At 70.1% G+C, this 17,624-nt stretch carries 21 protein-coding genes and 1 tRNA gene; 5 read left to right on the forward strand and 17 right to left on the reverse strand.

Going from position 1 to position 17,624, the window contains the following annotated elements; all coding sequences use genetic code 11:
- Positions 1-244 precede the first annotated feature (244 nt).
- On the forward strand, positions 245-2,545 hold the full coding sequence (locus C1I97_RS03290) for a transglycosylase domain-containing protein (protein WP_111001713.1): 2,301 nt from the start codon (positions 245-247) through the stop codon (positions 2,543-2,545).
- Positions 2,546-2,594: 49 nt separating this feature from the next.
- Here C1I97_RS03290 and C1I97_RS03295 read toward each other — a convergent pair whose 3' ends face one another.
- The 3 genes from C1I97_RS03295 to C1I97_RS03305 form a co-directional block, all read right to left on the reverse strand.
- Positions 2,595-3,686, reverse strand: a complete 1,092-nt coding sequence (locus C1I97_RS03295; RefSeq protein ID WP_111001714.1) for an IS630 family transposase — start codon at positions 3,684-3,686, stop codon at positions 2,595-2,597.
- 73 nt (positions 3,687-3,759) lie between these two features.
- Positions 3,760-4,881: an IS30 family transposase gene (locus C1I97_RS03300; RefSeq protein ID WP_441349080.1), complete on the reverse strand. Its 1,122-nt coding sequence runs from the start codon at positions 4,879-4,881 to the stop codon at positions 3,760-3,762.
- 176 nt (positions 4,882-5,057) lie between these two features.
- Complete coding sequence (locus tag C1I97_RS03305; RefSeq protein WP_111001716.1) at positions 5,058-5,522, reverse strand: GatB/YqeY domain-containing protein; 465 nt, start codon at positions 5,520-5,522, stop codon at positions 5,058-5,060.
- A gap of 150 nt (positions 5,523-5,672) precedes the next feature.
- Here C1I97_RS03305 and C1I97_RS03310 point away from each other — a divergent pair, with 150 nt between their 5' ends.
- Positions 5,673-6,599, forward strand: coding sequence for a metallophosphoesterase (locus C1I97_RS03310; RefSeq protein ID WP_111001717.1), 927 nt, complete (start codon positions 5,673-5,675; stop codon positions 6,597-6,599).
- Positions 6,600-6,708: 109 nt separating this feature from the next.
- Positions 6,709-6,782: transfer RNA gene (locus tag C1I97_RS03315), tRNA-Pro, on the forward strand.
- Positions 6,783-6,949: 167 nt separating this feature from the next.
- Here the strand turns inward: C1I97_RS03315 and C1I97_RS03320 are convergent.
- Positions 6,950-7,285 carry a hypothetical protein gene (locus C1I97_RS03320; protein ID WP_146608141.1) on the reverse strand — a complete coding sequence of 112 codons (336 nt, stop codon included), beginning with the start codon at positions 7,283-7,285 and terminating at the stop codon, positions 6,950-6,952.
- Positions 7,286-7,394: 109 nt separating this feature from the next.
- Here C1I97_RS03320 and C1I97_RS03325 point away from each other — a divergent pair, with 109 nt between their 5' ends.
- Positions 7,395-7,652, forward strand: coding sequence for a helix-turn-helix domain-containing protein (locus tag C1I97_RS03325; protein WP_111001719.1), 258 nt, complete (start codon positions 7,395-7,397; stop codon positions 7,650-7,652).
- Between the two features lie 59 nt (positions 7,653-7,711).
- On the opposite strand, the gene C1I97_RS03330 is transcribed toward C1I97_RS03325, so the two are convergent.
- The 4 genes from C1I97_RS03330 to C1I97_RS03340 all read right to left on the reverse strand — a co-directional run bounded on the left by C1I97_RS03330 (position 7,712) and on the right by C1I97_RS03340 (position 8,833).
- The gene (locus C1I97_RS03330) at positions 7,712-7,894 is read right to left on the reverse strand and encodes a hypothetical protein (protein WP_111001720.1); all 183 of its coding nucleotides are present in this window, start codon (positions 7,892-7,894) and stop codon (positions 7,712-7,714) included.
- Between the two features lie 9 nt (positions 7,895-7,903).
- Entirely contained in the window at positions 7,904-8,113 is a 210-nt protein-coding gene (locus C1I97_RS03335; RefSeq protein ID WP_111001721.1) for a DUF397 domain-containing protein, read from the reverse strand.
- Positions 8,114-8,312: 199 nt separating this feature from the next.
- Complete coding sequence (locus C1I97_RS41010; protein WP_258382398.1) at positions 8,313-8,438, reverse strand: hypothetical protein; 126 nt, start codon at positions 8,436-8,438, stop codon at positions 8,313-8,315.
- Positions 8,435-8,833, reverse strand: coding sequence for a DUF6415 family natural product biosynthesis protein (locus C1I97_RS03340; protein ID WP_146608142.1), 399 nt, complete (start codon positions 8,831-8,833; stop codon positions 8,435-8,437). The genes C1I97_RS41010 and C1I97_RS03340 overlap by 4 nt, the downstream gene beginning before the upstream one ends.
- A gap of 184 nt (positions 8,834-9,017) precedes the next feature.
- Here C1I97_RS03340 and C1I97_RS03345 point away from each other — a divergent pair, with 184 nt between their 5' ends.
- Positions 9,018-9,764 (forward strand): GntR family transcriptional regulator, encoded by a 747-nt coding sequence (locus C1I97_RS03345; RefSeq protein WP_111001723.1) that lies wholly within the window; start codon positions 9,018-9,020, stop codon positions 9,762-9,764.
- 90 nt (positions 9,765-9,854) lie between these two features.
- On the opposite strand, the gene C1I97_RS03350 is transcribed toward C1I97_RS03345, so the two are convergent.
- From C1I97_RS03350 to C1I97_RS03390, 9 genes are all read right to left on the reverse strand, one after another.
- Complete coding sequence (locus C1I97_RS03350) at positions 9,855-10,553, reverse strand: collagen-like protein (protein ID WP_146608143.1); 699 nt, start codon at positions 10,551-10,553, stop codon at positions 9,855-9,857.
- Complete coding sequence (locus tag C1I97_RS03355) at positions 10,550-10,816, reverse strand: hypothetical protein (protein ID WP_111001724.1); 267 nt, start codon at positions 10,814-10,816, stop codon at positions 10,550-10,552. The genes C1I97_RS03350 and C1I97_RS03355 overlap by 4 nt, the downstream gene beginning before the upstream one ends.
- 8 nt (positions 10,817-10,824) lie before the next feature.
- Positions 10,825-11,028: a hypothetical protein gene (locus C1I97_RS03360; RefSeq protein ID WP_111001725.1), complete on the reverse strand. Its 204-nt coding sequence runs from the start codon at positions 11,026-11,028 to the stop codon at positions 10,825-10,827.
- Between the two features lie 16 nt (positions 11,029-11,044).
- On the reverse strand, positions 11,045-11,959 hold the full coding sequence (locus C1I97_RS03365) for a peptidoglycan-binding protein (RefSeq protein WP_111001726.1): 915 nt from the start codon (positions 11,957-11,959) through the stop codon (positions 11,045-11,047).
- 65 nt (positions 11,960-12,024) lie between these two features.
- Positions 12,025-13,995, reverse strand: a complete 1,971-nt coding sequence (locus tag C1I97_RS03370) for a right-handed parallel beta-helix repeat-containing protein (protein WP_111001727.1) — start codon at positions 13,993-13,995, stop codon at positions 12,025-12,027.
- Positions 13,996-14,012: 17 nt separating this feature from the next.
- Positions 14,013-14,642, reverse strand: a complete 630-nt coding sequence (locus tag C1I97_RS03375; RefSeq protein ID WP_111001728.1) for a hypothetical protein — start codon at positions 14,640-14,642, stop codon at positions 14,013-14,015.
- 12 nt (positions 14,643-14,654) lie between these two features.
- Positions 14,655-15,584, reverse strand: coding sequence for a hypothetical protein (locus C1I97_RS03380; RefSeq protein WP_111001729.1), 930 nt, complete (start codon positions 15,582-15,584; stop codon positions 14,655-14,657).
- The gene (locus C1I97_RS03385; RefSeq protein WP_111001730.1) at positions 15,585-16,727 is read right to left on the reverse strand and encodes a phage tail protein; all 1,143 of its coding nucleotides are present in this window, start codon (positions 16,725-16,727) and stop codon (positions 15,585-15,587) included.
- Positions 16,727-17,620, reverse strand: coding sequence for a hypothetical protein (locus C1I97_RS03390; RefSeq protein ID WP_111001731.1), 894 nt, complete (start codon positions 17,618-17,620; stop codon positions 16,727-16,729). Before C1I97_RS03390 ends, C1I97_RS03385 begins: the two co-directional genes overlap by 1 nt.
- Positions 17,621-17,624 lie beyond the last annotated feature (4 nt).

The raw sequence follows: 17,624 nt of genomic DNA on the forward strand, positions 1-17,624 counted from the left end.
GAACGCCAGGTGCTGATCGTCCGCGACCACGTCCTGTCCGGCCGGGCCTTCTCCTCCCTCGAGGAGATGGACGCCGCCTTCACCGCCTGGGTGCCGCAGCGACGCGGCCAGATCCACAAGACGCACCCGGAACGTTTCGAGGCCGCCGGACGTATTGATACGTGGCCACACGGCTGTGACAGTGAGAGCAGCTTAGGCCAATGCCTGTACGCGTGTCCGGCGAATGAGAACGTAGGCTGCCCTCATGCCAAAGAAGCGCTCCGGTGGAGGCCTGTCGCCCACGCAGCAGGCCGCCAAGTTCCTCGGTGTCAGTGTGCTCGCGGGAGTCGTGATGGCCGGCATCGCGCTGCCCGCGGCGGGCGCGCTGGGCCTTGCGGCCAAAGGGTCGGTCGAGGGGTTCGACGACATCCCGGCCAACCTCAAGCGTCCGCCGCTCAGCCAGCGCACCACGATCCTGGACAGCCGGGGCGGCCAGATCGCCCAGGTCTACTCCCGCGACCGTACGGTGGTGGAGCTGAAGGACATCTCGCCGTACATGCAGAAGGCGATCGTCGCGATCGAGGACTCGCGCTTCTACGAGCACGGCGCGATCGACCTGAAGGGCGTGCTGCGCGCGCTCAACAAGAACGCGCAAGAAGGCGGGGTCGCCCAGGGCGCCTCCACGCTCACCCAGCAGTACGTGAAGAACGTCTTCGTGGAGGAGGCCGGCGACGACCCGACGAAGGTCGCCGAGGCCACCCAGCAGACCCTCGGTCGCAAGATCAAGGAACTGAAGTACGCGATCCAGGTCGAGCAGGACCTGGGCAAGAACAAGATCCTCGAGAACTACCTCAACATCACCTTCTTCGGCCAGCAGGCCTACGGCGTCGAGGCCGCCTCCCAGCGCTACTTCTCCAAGCACGCCAAGAACCTGACCCTTTCGGAGGCGGCGCTGCTGGCCGGCCTCGTCCAGTCGCCGAGCTACTACGACCCGGCCAACGACGCGGCGAAGGCCACCAAGCGGCGCAACGTCGTGCTGCAGCGGATGGCCGACGTCGGCGACATCTCCCAGGCGGAGGCCGACCAGGCCAAGAAGGAGCCCCTGGGTCTGAAGGTCACCCCGCCGCGCAACGGCTGCATCACGGCGGCCAAGGGCGCGGGCTTCTTCTGCAAGTACGTCGAGCAGGTCTTCCGCAACGACCCGGTCTTCGGCAAGACCCGCCAGGAGCGCGCCAAGATCTGGAACCAGGGCGGCCTGACCATCCGTACGACGCTCGACCCGCAGGCGCAGGACTCGGTGCAGTCCTCGCTGAAGCAGCACGTCTACCAGTCGGACCCGGTCGCGGCAGCAGCCGTGCTGGTCGAGCCCGGCACCGGCAAGATCGTGGCGATGGGCCAGTCCAAGCCATACGGCTACGGCAAGAACGAGACCGAGATCAACTACTCGGTCGGCAACGACCGGGGCGGCTCGAACTTCGGCTTCCCGACCGGTTCGACCTTCAAGCCGTTCGTGGCGGCGGCCGCGCTGGAGCAGGGCAGGCCGCCCACGCAGGAGTACTCGTCGCCGTACGAGATGCCGTATCCGAGCCCCGTGCAGACGTGCAGCGGCAAGCCCTGGACCAACCAGAACAACGCGAAGGTGCCGAACGAGAGCAAGTCGGAGGTCGGGCCGTACCAGCTGAAGGAGGCGATGGCCAAGTCGGTCAACACCTACTTCGTACAGATGGTCGCCGACATCGGCCTCTGCCCGATGATGAAGGTCGTCGACAAGCTGCACGTGGTGCAGGGCAACGGCGAGAAGCTGCCAGAGGTGCCCGCCACCTCGCTCGGTTCCAAGGGCGTCTCCCCACTGACGATGGCGAGCGCGTACGCCGCCTTCGCATCCCGGGGCACGTACTGCACGCCGATCGCCATCGCGTCGATCACACAGAAGATCGGTGACAAGGAGAAGCCGCTCGCGGTGCCGAAGTCGACGTGCACGCGTGCCATGTCCGAGAAGACCGCGGACACCATCAACACGCTGCTGCAGGGCGTGGTCGACTCCGGTACGGGTACGCAGGCCGGCCTCTCGGACCGCGCCAACGCGGGCAAGACGGGTACGACGGACGAGCGCAAGAACGCGTGGTTCGTCGGCTACACGCCGAACCTGTCGGGCGCGGTGTGGGTGGGCAGCGCCACGCAGCAGGTCAAGATGATCGACATCCGCATCGGTGGCGTCTTCAACCCCCTCGTCTACGGCGGTCGGGTGCCCGGCCCGATCTGGCGGGACGCGATGACCGGCGCCCTGTCGGGCAAGGACGCCCCGTCCTTCAACCTCGTGGACATCCCGGACCCGGAGAAGGACAAGGACAAGGGCGACAGGGACCGGGACAAGGGCAGGGGAAGGGACCGCGGAAACGGCGGTGACAACGGCGGGTTCCTCGGCGGCCTGGTCGGCGGGGGCAACGGGAACGGCGGAAACAACGGCGGTGGCCCCGGCCCGAACCCGTCCTTCTCCATCCCGGAGGGCCTCTTCCAGGGCCAGAACGGCGGCCCGCGGGGCGGCAACGGGGGCCAGCGCGGCTGACGGGCCTGCCGGCCACCACGGCGAAGGGGCGCACGGCTGAGGGCGGTTTCTAGTGTCCTGAGTCCTTGATTCGGTTCAGATATCCGGCGAGGCGTTCGAAGACCTCGTCAGCGGTCCTCGTCCAGACGAAGGGTCTGGGGTTGTCGTTCCAGTCGGCGATCCAGGTCCGGATGTCCTTCTCCAGGGCTTGGACGTTCTTGTGGACACCACGCCGTATCTGCTTGTCCGTCAGCAGCGCGAACCAGCGCTCGACTTGGTTGAGCCAGGACGAGCTGGTCGGGGTGAAGTGCATGTGGAACCGGGGATGGGCCAGCAGCCACTTCTGGATCGCGGGCGTCTTGTGGGTGGCGTAGTTGTCGCAGATCAGGTGGACATCGAGATGGTCAGGGACCTCCTTGTCCAGCTTGGCCAGGAATTTCTTGAACTCCACGGCGCGGTGCCGGCGGTGGAGTGAGCTGATGACCTCGCCGGTGGCCGCGTTCAGGGCGGCGAACAGGGTCGTCACGCCGCCGCGTAGGTAGTCGTGGGTGCGGCGCTCGGGCATGCCCGGCATCATCGGCAGCACCGGCGCCGACCGGTCCAGCGCCTGGATCTGCGACTTCTCGTCCACGCAGAGGACGATGGCCCGCTCGGGTGGGTCCAGGTACAGGCCGACGACGTCGCGGACCTTCTCGATGAACTGCGGGTCCTTGGACAGCTTGAAGGTGTCCACCAGATGCGGTTTGAGGCCGAAGGTCCGCCAGATCCGCGAGATGGTGGACTGACTCAGGCCACTGGCCTCGGCCATCTCCCGCGTCGACCAGTGCGTGGCGTTCTTCGGAGTGGTCTCCAGCGTCCGCACGACCACCTCCTCCACCTTCTCGTCGCTCACGGTGCGCGGCGGACCGGGCCGCGGCTCGTCGGACAGGCCCTGGAGCCGGTCGGCCGCGAACCGCTTACGCCACTTGGCCACAGTGACCGGATGGACGCCAAGCTCCGTTCCTACCGCGGTGTTCGAACCGCCGTCAGCGCACGCGAGCACGATCCTGCACCTCAACGCCAGAGCCTGCGAGGACGTCGCCCGCCGCGACCAGCGCAGCAGCGTCTCTCGCTCGTCATCCGTCAGAACCACCTCGACCGTCGGCCGACCCATACGCGCCATGAGCCCAGCCTACTTCTATAGCGAGATAAAGACTCATGACACTAGGAGTCGTCGCAACACGTGGTCGTGTTGATCAGGCCGCGAGCAGTTTATGCAGGCGCTCGGCTGGGGTTTCCCAGCCGAGCGTTTTGCGTGGGCGGCCGTTCAGCTCTGCGGCGACGGCGTCGAGGTGCTCGCGGGTGTGGACGGCGAGGTCGGTGCCCTTGGGGAAGTACTGGCGGAGCAGGCCGTTGGTGTTTTCGTTGGAGCCGCGCTGCCAGGGGCTGGCCGGATCGCAGAAGTAGACCGGGACGTCGGTGGTGACGGTGAAGGAGCCGTGGGCGGCCATCTCCGATCCCTGGTCCCAGGTCAGGGACCGCCTGAGGTGGGACGGCAGCGTCTGGACCGTGGTGACCAGTGCGTCCCGGACGCTCTCGGCGCCGTGGTCTTTGGGTAGATGCAGGAGCATGACGTAGCGGGTGGCGCGCTCGACCAGGGTGCCGATGGCCGACTTCCCGTCCTTGCCGATGATCAGGTCGCCCTCCCAGTGGCCGGGCACGGCCCGGTCCTCCGCCTCGGTGGGCCGTTCGCTGATCATGACCATGGGGGTGGCGTATCGCGGCTGGCGCTGTTGGGCCTGGCGGCGGGGTTTGCGCCGGGCGCGTCCGGTGCGCAGGGCCCGGGCCAGCTCGCGGCGCAGCTCACCCCGGCCCTGGACGTAGAGGGCCTGGTAGACCGTTTCGTGGACCACGTGCATCTCCGGCCGCTGGGGGAACTGGGTCCGCAGAGCCTGGCAGATCTGCTCCGGGCTCCACCGTAGGTCCAGGTGGTCCTGGATGAAGTCCCGCAGCTGCGGGTTCTGGCCGATCTTTCCGGGCTTCGGGCGGGGCCGGCGGGCATCGGCACGGGCCTGGGCCGCGTGCGGGCGGTACTGGCCGTTGACCGGGTGGCGGTTGCGGCGGATCTCCCGGCTGACCGTGGACGGGCTGCGGCCCAGCTCCGCGGCGATCGCCCGCACGGTCGCCTTCTCCCGCAGCCGGTCGGCGATGTGGATGCGGTCTTCCTCGCGCAGGTACCGGGACGGCCCGGAAGGCGCTGCCACCGCGTTGATCGGTGGCAGCGCCTTCCGGTTTCCGTATGCGTGACGCCCGTTGCGCCACTTCTGGCCGGTCCGCTCGTCGATCCCGACGATCCGGCACGCTTCCCGGTTGCTCACACCCTGCTGCATGAGCCGGGAGTATGCCTCCCGCTCCCTGGTGAGCTTCTTCCTGCCCTGAGGCTTCGTCCGGTCCTTACGGATCTCGAAGTCCATCGCACCCCTTGAACTGGGGTGTTGCGACGACTCCTAGAACCCAAGGAGAGCCGGCGCCCCTTTTGCCGATCAGTTGCCGCTCAGCCCGCCAGCAGCTTCTTGACCGCGGCGGCGACGCGGCCGCCCTCGGCCTGCCCCGCGACCTTGGGGTTCACGATCTTCATGACCGCCCCCATGGCCCGCGGCCCCTCGGCACCGGCCGCCTTGGCCTCCTCGACCGCCTGGGCGACGATCGCGTTCAGCTCCTCGTCGGACATCTGCTTGGGCAGATAGGCGGCGAGCACCTCGCCCTCGGCCTTCTCCCGCTCGGCCGACTCCGTACGGCCACCCTGCGCGAAGGCCTCGGCCGCCTCCCGGCGCTTCTTGGCCTCCTTGGTGATCACCTTGAGGACCTCGTCGTCGGAGAGCTCGCGCTTCTCCTTGCCCGCGACCTCCTCCTTGGTGATCGCGGCGAGCGTCAGCCGGAGCGTCGAGGAGCGGAGCTCGTCACGCTCCTTGATCGCGGCGTTGAGGTCATCGTGCAGCTTCGACTTGAGCGTGGTCATGGATGTGATTGTCGCAGCTACGGCCACTTCCCCGCGCGCCCATTCACGGGGCGCGCCGGTATGCCGACTGCCGGGCCGGGCCGACGGGTTGGCTCCGCGGCGGCCCTTCGCTGATTTCGCCGCGGAGCACGGGCCTGAGACGATGGACACATGCGCGCGCGATACGGAGTTCCCCTGGGCATCACGGCGGTTGCGGCCGCCGGTCTCCTCTACTCGGCGGGTTTCGAGGCCCGCTCCTTCCGTCTGAGGCGGGTGACGGTCCCGGTCCTGCCCTCCGGCATGCGCCCCCTGCGCGTCCTGCAGGTCTCCGACATCCACATGGTGAGCGGCCAGCGCAAGAAGCAGCGCTGGCTGCGCTCGCTGGCCGGCCTGCGCCCCGACTTCGTGATCAACACCGGCGACAACCTGTCGGACCCGGAGGGCGTCCCCGAGGTCCTGGACGCCCTCGGTCCCCTGATGGAGTTCCCGGGCGCGTACGTCTTCGGCTCCAACGACTACTACGGCCCCAAGCTGCGCAACCCCGCCCGCTACCTGCTGGAGAAGACGACCGGCCGCCACGGCCTGAACGGCAACCCGTCGGCCGTAGGGGCGATCCACAACCCGTGGGAGGACCTGCGCGACGGCTTCGACGAGGCCGGCTGGCTCAACCTGACGAACACGCGCGGCGTCCTCAAGGTCGAGGGCGTCTCGGTGGAGCTGACCGGCCTGGACGACCCGCACATCAAGCGGGACCGCTACGCACAGGTCGCGGGCGGCCCCTCCGACACGGCGGACTTCTCGATGGGCGTGGTCCACGCCCCGTACCTGCGCGCCCTGGACGCCTTCACGGCCGACGCCTACCCCCTGGTCCTGGCCGGCCACACCCACGGCGGCCAGCTCTGCATCCCCTTCTACGGCGCCCTGGTCACCAACTGCGACCTCGACACCGACCGGGTGAAGGGCCTGTCCACCCACACCTCCGAGGGCCGCACCTCCTACCTCCACGTCTCCGCCGGCTGCGGCACCAACCGCTACACCCCGGTCCGCTTCGCCTGCCCACCGGAGGCGACGCTGCTGACGCTGGTGGGGCGGGACTAGCCCCCACACCTCCGCCCCGGTCCGCCGCCACCGCCCCACCAAAACCGGATTTCGTCTCCAGCCGCCAGTGGGCTAAAGTAATCGTCGTCGCCGCGACAAGCAGCGACACCGGGGTGTGGCGCAGCTTGGCAGCGCGCTTCGTTCGGGACGAAGAGGTCGTGGGTTCAAATCCCGCCACCCCGACAGAAAAAGATCAAGGTAGAGGGCGTTTCCCCAGGTGGGAGACGCCCTCTCTCGTGTTTCGGGCCACTGCTGGGCCTTGCTCTCGATGGCTATGGATGGCTCTCGATGGCTGCCTCTTGCTGGCTTTGCCCCCAGCCTGCCCCCGGATGATCATGCTGCCGTACTGGTCACTCCCGCCGGCCGATCCGCCCGGGGACGTACAGTCGGCGTCTGCGGCGCATCCGCCCAAGGCGCGCTTCCTCCTCGGCGAGGACGCAGCTGCCGCACATCAGCAGCGCGCGCTCCACGGCACCTTCACCCCGGACGCCGATCTCCGTGACGAAACGTTCCTCCTTCCTGCACTTGAAGCAGCGGCCGCCGGCCAGCCAGGCGTAGCGGCCGAGGATCACGTCAGGAGTAAGGCGGTAGCTCGCGAGGCGGGCGGCAAGAGATGCGGCGGACTGAGTGTCCGGGAGCCACTCGGGGCGGGCGCGGGCGCCTGCCTCAGGCTCGGGGTCGTTCATGGTGGTGCTTTCCAGTGGAGAGAAGTTTAAGTTTGCAGCAATACCAAGATCACAAAAAGCCTGAATATCGATGCAGACACGTCTACAGTGATCATCTGAGCGTAAGGGGGTGCTCGATGATCCCCACACCGACGCCTGGCTACGGCAGCGCCGCCAAGAGATTGGCGGCCGCATCCAGGACGCACGGCAAGGGGCAGGACTCACCCAGGATGAGGTCGTAAGGCGTACCGGGCTCGCCCGCTCAACCGTCCAGAGAATTGAGCGCGGCGACGATGGATACAGCGTCGACCCGCTTCTACGGATCGCACGCGCCATCGGAGTGCCACTCGCCGACCTCGTACGAGAAGGCGACCGCCTCGAGGAATGACGAAGGCCCCGCCCATCCGCCACGGGGAAGGCAGACAGACGGGGCCGTAGGACGGGCCGTCAGCGGCACAGGTCGCGGTACGCGTCCAGCATGCGCAGTGCCGCGTTCAACGCCGGCCGGTAGCCGGGGCAGTGCCGCTCACGGGGCAGCGTCCAGGCGTGCCAGCACGTAAGGCACCACAGCACACCGGAGTGCTCCGGGTCGGGCTGCGCGCTGCCGCCGCACTGCGGACACTGCCCCATGACGACTCCTTACGCCGTGACGTCGAACTCGCCCAGCTTGGCACCGGCCAGGAAGTCGGTCCACTCAACCGCCGTGAACTCGACCGACTGGCCGGTCACGGAGCTGCGGACCGCGACCCTGCCGGGGACGTTCGTCGCCACCTCCACACAGCGCGGGTCGCTGTTGTTGTACTTGCACGTGGTGGAGGTGCGGAACTCGAACTCGGGAACTGCGGTCATGTGCCTATCCCTTCACGCTGTGCTGCTGCGGGGATGCGGTCCCCGCGCCGCCGTGCGACCCGCCCCGGGGTTAGACCTGTCCAGGGTTGGGGACCCCGGGGCGGGGCTTGCCCCCTCCCGCCGCGGCTAGCAGTTCGCGACGGGAGGGGCGTTTCTGGGTGCGACCCTGACCCGAAGCGGCCGCCATGGGGATGCTGCGTCAGTGCGGGGTCCGCGCCAGCACCACGGCGAGGACGGGGGTGGTCACGGCCGCCACGTACACGACCAGGCCGACGATGGCCTTCACGGCTGAAGAACCCGCGCGATCAGGAGTGGCCGCGATCACCGGTGGCCGCCGATCTTCTCGTGATGGTCCAAGAGGGCGTTCAGGGCACGGGCCAGGCGGCGGGCGTGGCCGGCCGGTCCGCCGTAGCGTTGGCTGGGCTCAGCGCGCAGTCGCTCCCGCGCCTCTCCAAGGCAGGCGAGCACGCAGTACCGGGTAACGCTGTTCTTCGGCAGCTTGCGCGCCGACCGTTCGACCTCCGGCATCAGCCGCTGCAGGTGTCCGCGCAGCTGCAGCGTGAGCGTGTCGAGCTTCTCGGGGGCCGGCGGAAGAGCGTCGGGGGCTGCGTCCGGGTCGAGCAGGACGTTCACCGCCTGGCGCATCTTGGCAATGTCCGGTGGATACAGGTCCTGGTCCTGCTCTTCGGCAGCCGGTGGTGGGGCGGTACTGCTTCCCATGGCGACGCTCCCTCGCAACATGGCCACGCCCCAGGACCGCACAACGGCCGCCGGGACTCAGCGTGTCCTAGGGCACAAGCTAGCGTGACCTAGGACACTGCACCAGGGGGCGCGCACATTCTCCCTCCCTGGAGTGACCTGTGTCCTAGTACAGTCGGCAGTACCCTAGGACGCAGGAGAGTCCATGCCAGAGCCTGAGCACCCCTACATGAAGGTCGCCGAGCGGATCCGCCGCCGGATCCTCGACGGCGACCTGGCGGAGGGGGAGAAGCTCCCGGGGCAGCGAGAGCTGGCCCGGGCGGAGGGCGTCTCGGTGGCCACCCTCGGCCGAGCCCTGGACCAGCTCCAGGTCGAGGGCTACATCACCACCAGCCGCCGCGGCACGTTCGTCGCCAACGCGCCGGAGATCGCCCCCTCCAGCTACGACCGCATCACCCGCGTACTGCGCACCGGCTCCGTCCTCGCCGAGGGCGAGACGATGATCGTCACGGCCGCCGAGCTGATCAAGCCGCCGGTGTACGTCGCCGACATCTTCGACCTGGGCGAGGGCGACCAGGTGGTGCGCCGACAGTGGCACACCGGCAAGGGCCAGCAGCGCACCGGCCTGTTCGTCACCTGGTACCCAGCGCACTTCGCCGCCGCCGTGCCCGAGCTGCTGTCCACCTCCCGCTCGTCCTCGCCCGGCCTGCTGCCCAAGATCCAGCAGGCGACCGGGCGGCGCATCAAGGCAGGCCGCGACGACATACACGGCCGTGACGCCGACGCCAGAGAGGCGAACTACTTGGGCCTGCGCATCGGGTCGCCGATCCTCGCGGGCGCCCACCGCCTATGGGACGACGAGGGCGTCATTGAATACGGAGAGTGGTGCCTCCCCTATCGGCTGGCCATCGGGTACGAGTACAGCTTCGAGGCAGCGCCCGACGCGTCCTGATTCCGGGCATGACGAAATGGCCCCCACCGCCCGTAGGCGGTGGGGGCTCGTGGTGTCAGTGGTCGATGAACTGCAGGAGGTAGCCGGCGCCTACGCGCGGCGGCGCTCACCCAAAATCGCTGGAGGCGTCGACGCCGCCGGCGGTTCCGGCTGAGGTGCCCCGTCTCGCCTGCAGACCAGCGCATCCGGGTCCCATGCCGGGGCTTGCAGGCTGTAGCCGTCGGGACAGGACGGCCCGGGTGGCCCCTGTTCGCCGCGCGGTCCTTGCTCGCCGCGCTCGCCCCGCGGGCCTTGCTCACCCTGCGGGCCCGCCGGTCCTGCCGGTCCTGCCGGCCCTGTCGGCCCCTGCGGGCCGGTCTCCCCCGGCAGACCCTGCTGTCCCTGCGCCCCCGGAGCGCCCGGCTTCCCGTCCTCGCCGTCGGCTCCGTCGCTGCCGTCCGCCCCGGCAGAGCCGTCCTTGCCCGGCCTGCCCTGCTCGCCCTTCGGGCCCGGAATCGGCACCGGCACCCTGGCACGCGCGGGCAGATCATCGACCGCGCGCGACGGGTCCGGTGCCGCCGGCGTCTGCCCCTCCGCCTCGATCTGCGCGCGCAGCACCCGCACGTCCCCCGCCAGGGTGCTCACAGCGTCGCCCCGCTTGTCGGCCTCCGCCGCCAGCTGCTCGGCGCGGCTGGCCTCGGCGTCGATGCGTGCCCAGATGATGACGACGGCGCCGGACAGAGCGACCATCCAGCACAGCAACGCCAGAGGGCGCCAGCTGCGGGCCAACGCCCGCTCTGTCCGGGTCACGGTTGCCCTCCAAGGTGGATGATCAATGCGCGCAGGCGGGCGATCTCGGCCTGATCGGCAGCCCGTAGTGCGGCCTGCTCGGCGAGCGCGGCGGTCAGCTCGGCCACCTTCCGGTCCAGGCGGTCGCGCTCCTCCTGCAGATTGTCAGTGAGCGAGCTGTAGCCGGTGAGAGCGTTCTCGCTGCGTTTCCCCAGATACGCCACCACGCCGCCGACGACCGCGCCCACGCCCGCGAGCAAACTGCCGAGGGTGGTGGCGTCCAAAGTGGCTCCTACAGGTCGCGCGGAAGGGTGGCCCTCTGCGGCGGCTGCCGGTTGGGGACCGCCCAGGTGATGCCCCAGGCGCCGAGGATGGCGAGGACGATGGTGATGCCCTCTCCGGTGTCGAGTACGCCGTCCTGCACGGCGGTGACCGCGGCCGTGGCACCGGCGGCGAGGCCGGCGACGATGGACTTGGCGATGCTGGAGATTCTCATGGGTTCCTTCCCAGGGTCAGGCGGTGACGGTGAATCCGTGCTTGTCGCCGAGCCGCTCGAGGGAAGCGCGGCCGGGGATGCCGTCGGCGTCCTTGCCGGTGTAGCCGTAGCGGCGCTGGAGTGCGGCGTAGGCGGTGAGGGTCTTGGTGCCGAAGCTTCCGTCGACCCACTGCTTGGCGAGGAGCCCCTCGGCCTGGAGCGCCTTTTCGACGAGGAGGACCTCGTTCTTGTGGGTGGTGTGGCCCTGCGTGGCGGCCGGGTCGCGGCGGGCCGCGGCGATGACGTGCGCCAGCGACACCTTCGGCTTCGATGCAGTGGGCGTCGGCTTGCTCGGTGCCGTGGTGCCGACGAACGCGGGCCAACTGCCGGGGTCCGTGTGGTCGTTCTCGGGGACGTCGCCGTGCGCGTACCAGCCGGGCTTGCTCGCCCAGGTGGACGCCGAGCGGCGGGACTTGAAGCCGTCCGGTGTGCCCATGGCCCAGTTGTTGGGGACGCCCCAGGAGTGCACCCACGCCTGCAGCTCCGGCCAGCCCTTGCACGGGGTGTCCTTCAGCTTGGCGTACACCTTCCCGTCGACCTTGCAGTACGGGAAGAAGAGCGCCTCGACCTGGATCACGACGGACCCGGCGCGGTTGGTGCGCGTGCCGCCCGCGAGGTCCCGCAGGGACAGGGAGCGGGAGTTCGCCGGGAAGAACTGGCAGATGCGGCCGGTGAACGGGTCCCACAGAATGTGCGGGGCGACCGCCCGGCCGGAAGGGTTCTTGCTGAAGTAGTCGCGCAGGTTCTCGTACGGCACGAGCGCGATCGGCTTGGCCTCGGTGGCGTTCTTGTCCCAGGTGATGTGGCCGATGGCCTTGGCGGGGCCGCCGTCGGTCGGGGCGTGGCCGCCTATGTCGAGTCTCTGCGCGCCGGGCATCCACAGCTCGGGCATGCGTGCCTCCAAGGGCATGAGAAAGACCCCGGCCGGGTTGGCTCGGGGCTCGAGGTGGTGGTGGATCAGATGCGGTTGTGCCCGGGACTGGCGGTGCCTCCGGCCCAGTCGAGAACAGCCCCGGTCCCGGTGACGAGCAGGGCGACCGCGGCGGTCCACCCGTTGCCGGTGAGGTCGTTGCCCGCGATGACGGCGCCGGTCGCGCTGGTGTGCGCGCTGATGCCGTTGACGGTGGCGACCGTGCCGCCTGCCTTGCGGATCTTGTTGCCGGTGACTGTGCACCGCACGGCGTTGGTCGACAGGCGGATCCCCGCGCTCGCGGCGCCGGCGATGTGGTTGTTGGAGATCAGGGAGTCCCCGCCGCCGCCGACGGTGATGCCGTGGTTGGCGGCCGTGCCGGTGATCGTGTTCCCGGTGACGGCCCCTCCCGGCGAGTCGGTGAGGTTGATCCCGTTCGAGCCGGACGCGGTGACCGTGCAGCCGCTGACCAGGGCATCGGTGCACTGGTTGACGTAGACGCCCGTGCTTCCGGTGGCCTCGATGCTGTTCCCGGTGACGCCCGGTCCCTTGCAGCACTCGACCTGAATGCCGTTCGCGCTGCCGCTGCCCCGGCCGTTGACTGTGTTGCCTGTGATACGGACACCGGAGTGCTGGGCGGTCGCGTAGCCCATGACGCGGATGCCCGATTCGCTCGCCGCCCCGTCCACGACGTTGCCGGAGACGACGATCTGATCCGGGTTGAGGGAGTAGCCAGCGCTCGGGTTGGGGACCGTGAGCACGATCCCCGCCTTGGCGGTATTCCGGATGATGTTGCCCTCGATCACGGCGCGGCGCCAGCCGTAGCCGCGGATGCCCTCGGCCAGGGTGCCCTCGACCACGTTGCCGCGCACCGTGATGTTGTCGTAGTAGGTGCCCGCCGCGATCGTGTGGGAGCCGACGAACCGGCCGAACGCGCCGAGCCGGTCGCTGGGGCCGCAGTAGCAGCCGATGATCTCGATGTTCTTGGACGGGGTGCCGTCGAACGCGCCGACGGGGCTGGAGCCGCTGACGGCGATGTCGATCTGCACGGCCTCGGAGGACTGCCGGGTGCCGCCAGGGGACAGGTCGGCGAAGCCCAGGAAGCGGCAGTTGATCGCGCGGCCGCCATCGACAGCGTTGAACTCCAGGGCGTGCGCCTGGGACGTGTTGAGGATCGTCACGTCCCGGACGGTGATGTTCCGGCAGTGGTTGAAACTCATCACGTCGTGCAGGCCGCTGGTCTGGCCCGGGCCGGTGCCCGCGTTGCCGTCCCATGTGCCGCCCGCGACGGTGATGTTCGACCGCCCGTTGTAGCCGTTCCACGCCTCGCTGGTGTTGGCGTAGTTGTGCAGCAGACCCCCGCCGCCGATCGCCTTGATGGTGGCGCCGTAGGCGTAGATGACCGTGTTGTCGTAGACCGTCAGCGCCTTGGCGGTGGCGTAGCGGCCGGGCGGGATGAGGACAGTGCCCCCGCCCGCGGGGCGGGCCGCGTCCAGGGCGGCCTGGAGGGCGGCGTAGTCGTCCGTGCTGCCGTCCCGTGCGGCGCCGGTGACCACGTACCAGCCGGGCATACCGGCGTTCATGAGCGCCTGGTCGGCGGTGCCCTGCGCAGCGTCGGCGGCAGCCTGCGCGGCCGCGGCCGCGGTATGTGCGGCAGCCGCGACGGCCTGCGCGTCCTCGGCCACGGCGGTAGCGGCGCTGGAAGCGTCGAGCGCAGTCGGGGCGATCTCACGGGCCGCCTCGTACCAGGTGACCGGGTTGCCGTGGGCGTCCAGGTACTGGTATTCGATCGCGCGGACGTCTGGGATGGTGAAGGTGCGGATCGCCCCCGGCTGAGACGACGTCGCCGGGTTGGAGCGGAGCTCGCCAATCGGGGTGGTGCCGTCCGCCTCGAACAGTGCAGTGACCAGTTCGCCGGATCCGGCTCGGCGCACGTTGACGGGATAGTTCGGGATCACGTTTCCGGCGGTATCGGTGAGGACGGCAGCAGGGTTGCCACCGAAGGTGTACAGCGTCATGGGGCGCAGGCGTCCTTTCAGTCGATCCAGTACGAGCCGGAGATGTCGACCCAGATCACGCCCGTCCCGCCCGTCACCTGCAGGCCGTCCTGGCTGAACCAGATGAGCGACCCCGGGCCGCCGAGCGACGACGAGGTGTTCTCGTCGAGGACCTCGAACCGGCCGACCCCGGTCATCGGATCCCCCGTCAGCGAGGCGCCGCCGGCCCAGACTCCCACCACCGCGGGCCGGCAGTCCGCGGGCACGTCCCCGACCTTGACGCCCGCCATGGGGAACGTGGTGCCGTCCGTGCGCTGGATCCGGCCGCGCAGGTGCACCTGCTTGCCGACCAGGCGGACCTGCGGGGCGAACCCGCCGGCCTCGTAGCCGCCCGCGAGCGAGACCGGCCGCCAGGCGGGCAGCGGCTGATAGATCGTCGCCCACACGTTGGCGGTCGCGGACGTCTTGATCCACAGTGATCCGTCGTCCGCACTGACCAGCGTGTGCAGCGGCGCCCCTGCGTATACCCTGTCCCGCTCGGCCTGGTTGGTGACGTGCTGCACCAGGTGCGGGTCGATCGCTTGCGCGAGCGCGGCCAGGTCGCCGGGTGTGTTCGGTGCCTGCTTGCCACCGGGAACCGGCAGCTGCGCATATCCAGTGGTCGCCATGGCGGCCCCTTCTTACGAGAATGTGATGGTGATCGAGCCGCCCGAGACGGCCATGTAGTCGGCGCGGCCGGATGCGTAGATCGCCAGCCCGCGCGCCGAGCCGGACGCGAGCGCCGCCCGCCAGGCGGCGGGCAAGGTAGCGGTGCCCTTCGCGCCGACCGACAGCCGCAGCAGGTCCTCGGGCCCGGCGCCGAGACTGAGCTGCCCCGACGGGGGCGAGGTGTAGCCGTGCAGGTACACGTGCAGCGGCCGCTTGCTGTTGACGCCGGAGCCGCGGCGGCGCGTGAACGCCACCGCCATCGACCTAACGGTCTTGCCCGCGCACGCATCGGCGATCCGCGTGCCGTAGAACCAGCCGCCCCGGCGGTTCCCGCGCCCGGTCCAGTCGCCCTGCATCGGAAAGTCGGCGTAGTCGTCCGGGCGGCCGCCGCGCCAGGACCCCGAGGACGTCGGGGAGATCGTCACCGGGCGCGGTGTCCGCGGGCTCGGCGGCGGGGGCGGCGGCTCGGTCTGGAGGTCAAGGCGCCCGTACAGCTCGACCTTTCCCTCGGCATTCGTCCGCATGTACAGCGTGACCGGGCCCTGCCAGCCGGACCCGGCCGGCTCCATGGTGCCCCACCTCGCCGCCCGCACGACCTGCGCGTCGAGGGCGACCTCGGTCGCGATCGAGCGGATCGTGGCCTCGTTGGTGTCTTCCGGATCGTCGCCGAGCCGCCACAGCACCACCGGGATCGCGCCGCGCCGCACCGCCACGGTGTCCCCCGCCCGCCGGTTGCGGTAGGCGTCCGTACAGGCCACGTCGTACAGGTCCGCGCCCTGCATGGACAGGTTCACCGTGCCCCGGTCGGTGACGTCGGTGACCACCGCCGAGACGGTCTGCAGGCCGCCGCCGAGCGCGCCGAGCGCGGCCAGGTCCTTGCCGAACTCGTCACGGATCCCCACCTAGATCCTCCTTGTGCTGGTGCGGGTCTGGCAGGTCATCGACACCCCGCCGAGGGTGTAGGGGTTGGAGTCGATCAGGTGCCGCTCCCACGCCCCGTCCTCCACTTCGATCTCCACCACGTCGCCCGGCTCGATCGCCGGGTTGCACACGGTGGGCAGGGAGAGCGTGGACTGCACGCCGAGGGAGTCGGCGAGCTGCGCCTGGGCGACGGTGTCGGCCTGCGGCATGCTCGTGATCAGCGGGGAGGTGTAGCGGCCGGTGCGCACCCGCACGCCGGGCAGGCCCAGGCGCTGCGGGGCGAGCGGATCTTCCACCGGGTCCGGCCCGGCGTAGGTCAGCGAGCCGGGGTCGTTGTCCCAGGCGTAGGCCGGACCCACCGGCGCGCTGCCGTCGCCGCCGTCACCGGTGACCACCCACAGGTTCCGCAGGTTCTCGCTGCTCTCCTCCTCCGACGGCTCGGCGGTGGCCAGGGTCCGCGGGATCCGCCACACCACCGGCCCGTTCAGGGTCGGTACCGGGCCGAATGTGATCACCCCATTCGCGTCGGCGTACACCTCGGCGCCCAGTGAGGCGGCGATGCCCGTGGACACCCCGGAGGTGTCGGTGCCGCCGGACAGGGCCGCCCACCGGTCCTCGTCGACGACCCACGCGGGCAGCGGGGTCCCGGCGTCCACCCCGTCCCGCCAGGCGATCGCAGCGCCGGGCAGGGCCTCGCCCACCAGTACGTCGGCGCAGGCCTGCGCCGAGTCCGGGCCGATCGTGCGGGCGGTGGGCAGGTCCGCGCCACGGATGACGTCCTCACGGCCCAGCAGGTCCACCGCCACGCCCAGCGGGGTGCGGCGCAGCCGGTCGACGACGTAGCGGCCGGCCGGGATCCACTCCACCTCGCGGCGCGGCACCCCCAGCCCCTGAAACAGCCTCACTTCGGTGGTGATGGAGTTGATGCCGTGCCTGCCGCGCGGCGCGTCCAGCAGCTCCACCGACGCCGAGTACCGGCACTCCGCGGTCCGGTCCGGGGTCACGCTCCCGGACCCGAACCGCGCCGGAGTCCACGTCTGCCCGCCGTCGTTGGACCACTCCGCTCGCACCGGCCGCCGGCAGTAGGCCAGCGCCTTCAGCGAGGCCGGGCTGATGGGCAGCATCAGCCGATCGCCCCGTTCGTGGACAGCGCCGCGTACGAGGTGAAGGCCGCGGCCACGGCGTCGTAGGTGGCGAACATGACGGCCAGGTCGTCGTAGGACCAGCCGGGCACGTACATCGGCTGGCCGGCCGTGTCCGGCCGCTCGATCGGCGTGATGGTGAACGTGACCGTGTAGCCGCCCGTGCTGCCCAGCTTGCCGGTGGGCTTCTCCGCCACCTGGTCGGGCACGAAGAACCGGTCCGGGGTCTGGTAGCCGGGCCGCACCTGGGCCAGCAGCACACCCGACCGGATCAGATCCCGGAACTGCTCGATCTGGTCGGCGAGGACGTCCACCGAGACCTGCTCGGACGGGGCGGCCGCCGTATCGTAGGCGACCGCCGTATAGGGACTGCCCGACCGGGTGGCGGTGTCCTGCCGGCCGTCGCTGGTGGTGCCCTCCGGCGAGCCGAGCATCACCCGCATGGACAGGCCCGGCTCGTCCAGCGACTTCAGCCACAGGTCCCTCGTCTCCGCAGGCTTGGGTGCGGGCACCACCAGGCCGAGCGAGGTGGACGGCCCCCACCTGCCGTCCGCGTACAACGGGGTGGCCGTGTAGACGACCGCCACCCCCAGCGGCGCCTCGTGGTCGTAGGCCGGCCCCGCGCCTTCCACGGCCCACGCCGGATCCCCCGAGCGGACCGGGACCGGCGCGGCCGCGCCCGGATCCTGCCGGGTGATCCGAACCTTCATCACCTGGCCCGCTCCGGGTAGGGGCGCCGGACCGGCCAGGTAGTCCACAGACAGGTAGACGCCCGCCCACTTGGTGTCGACCACCGCCGTCAGCCAGCCCTCGGGGCTGGTGATGACGGCCGGCGGCGTGATCTGCGGAGCCGACAGGTCCACGATCATCGGCATGGGC

This window comes from Streptomyces sp. NTH33, assembly GCF_003236365.1.
Lineage (GTDB): Bacteria > Actinomycetota > Actinomycetes > Streptomycetales > Streptomycetaceae > Streptomyces.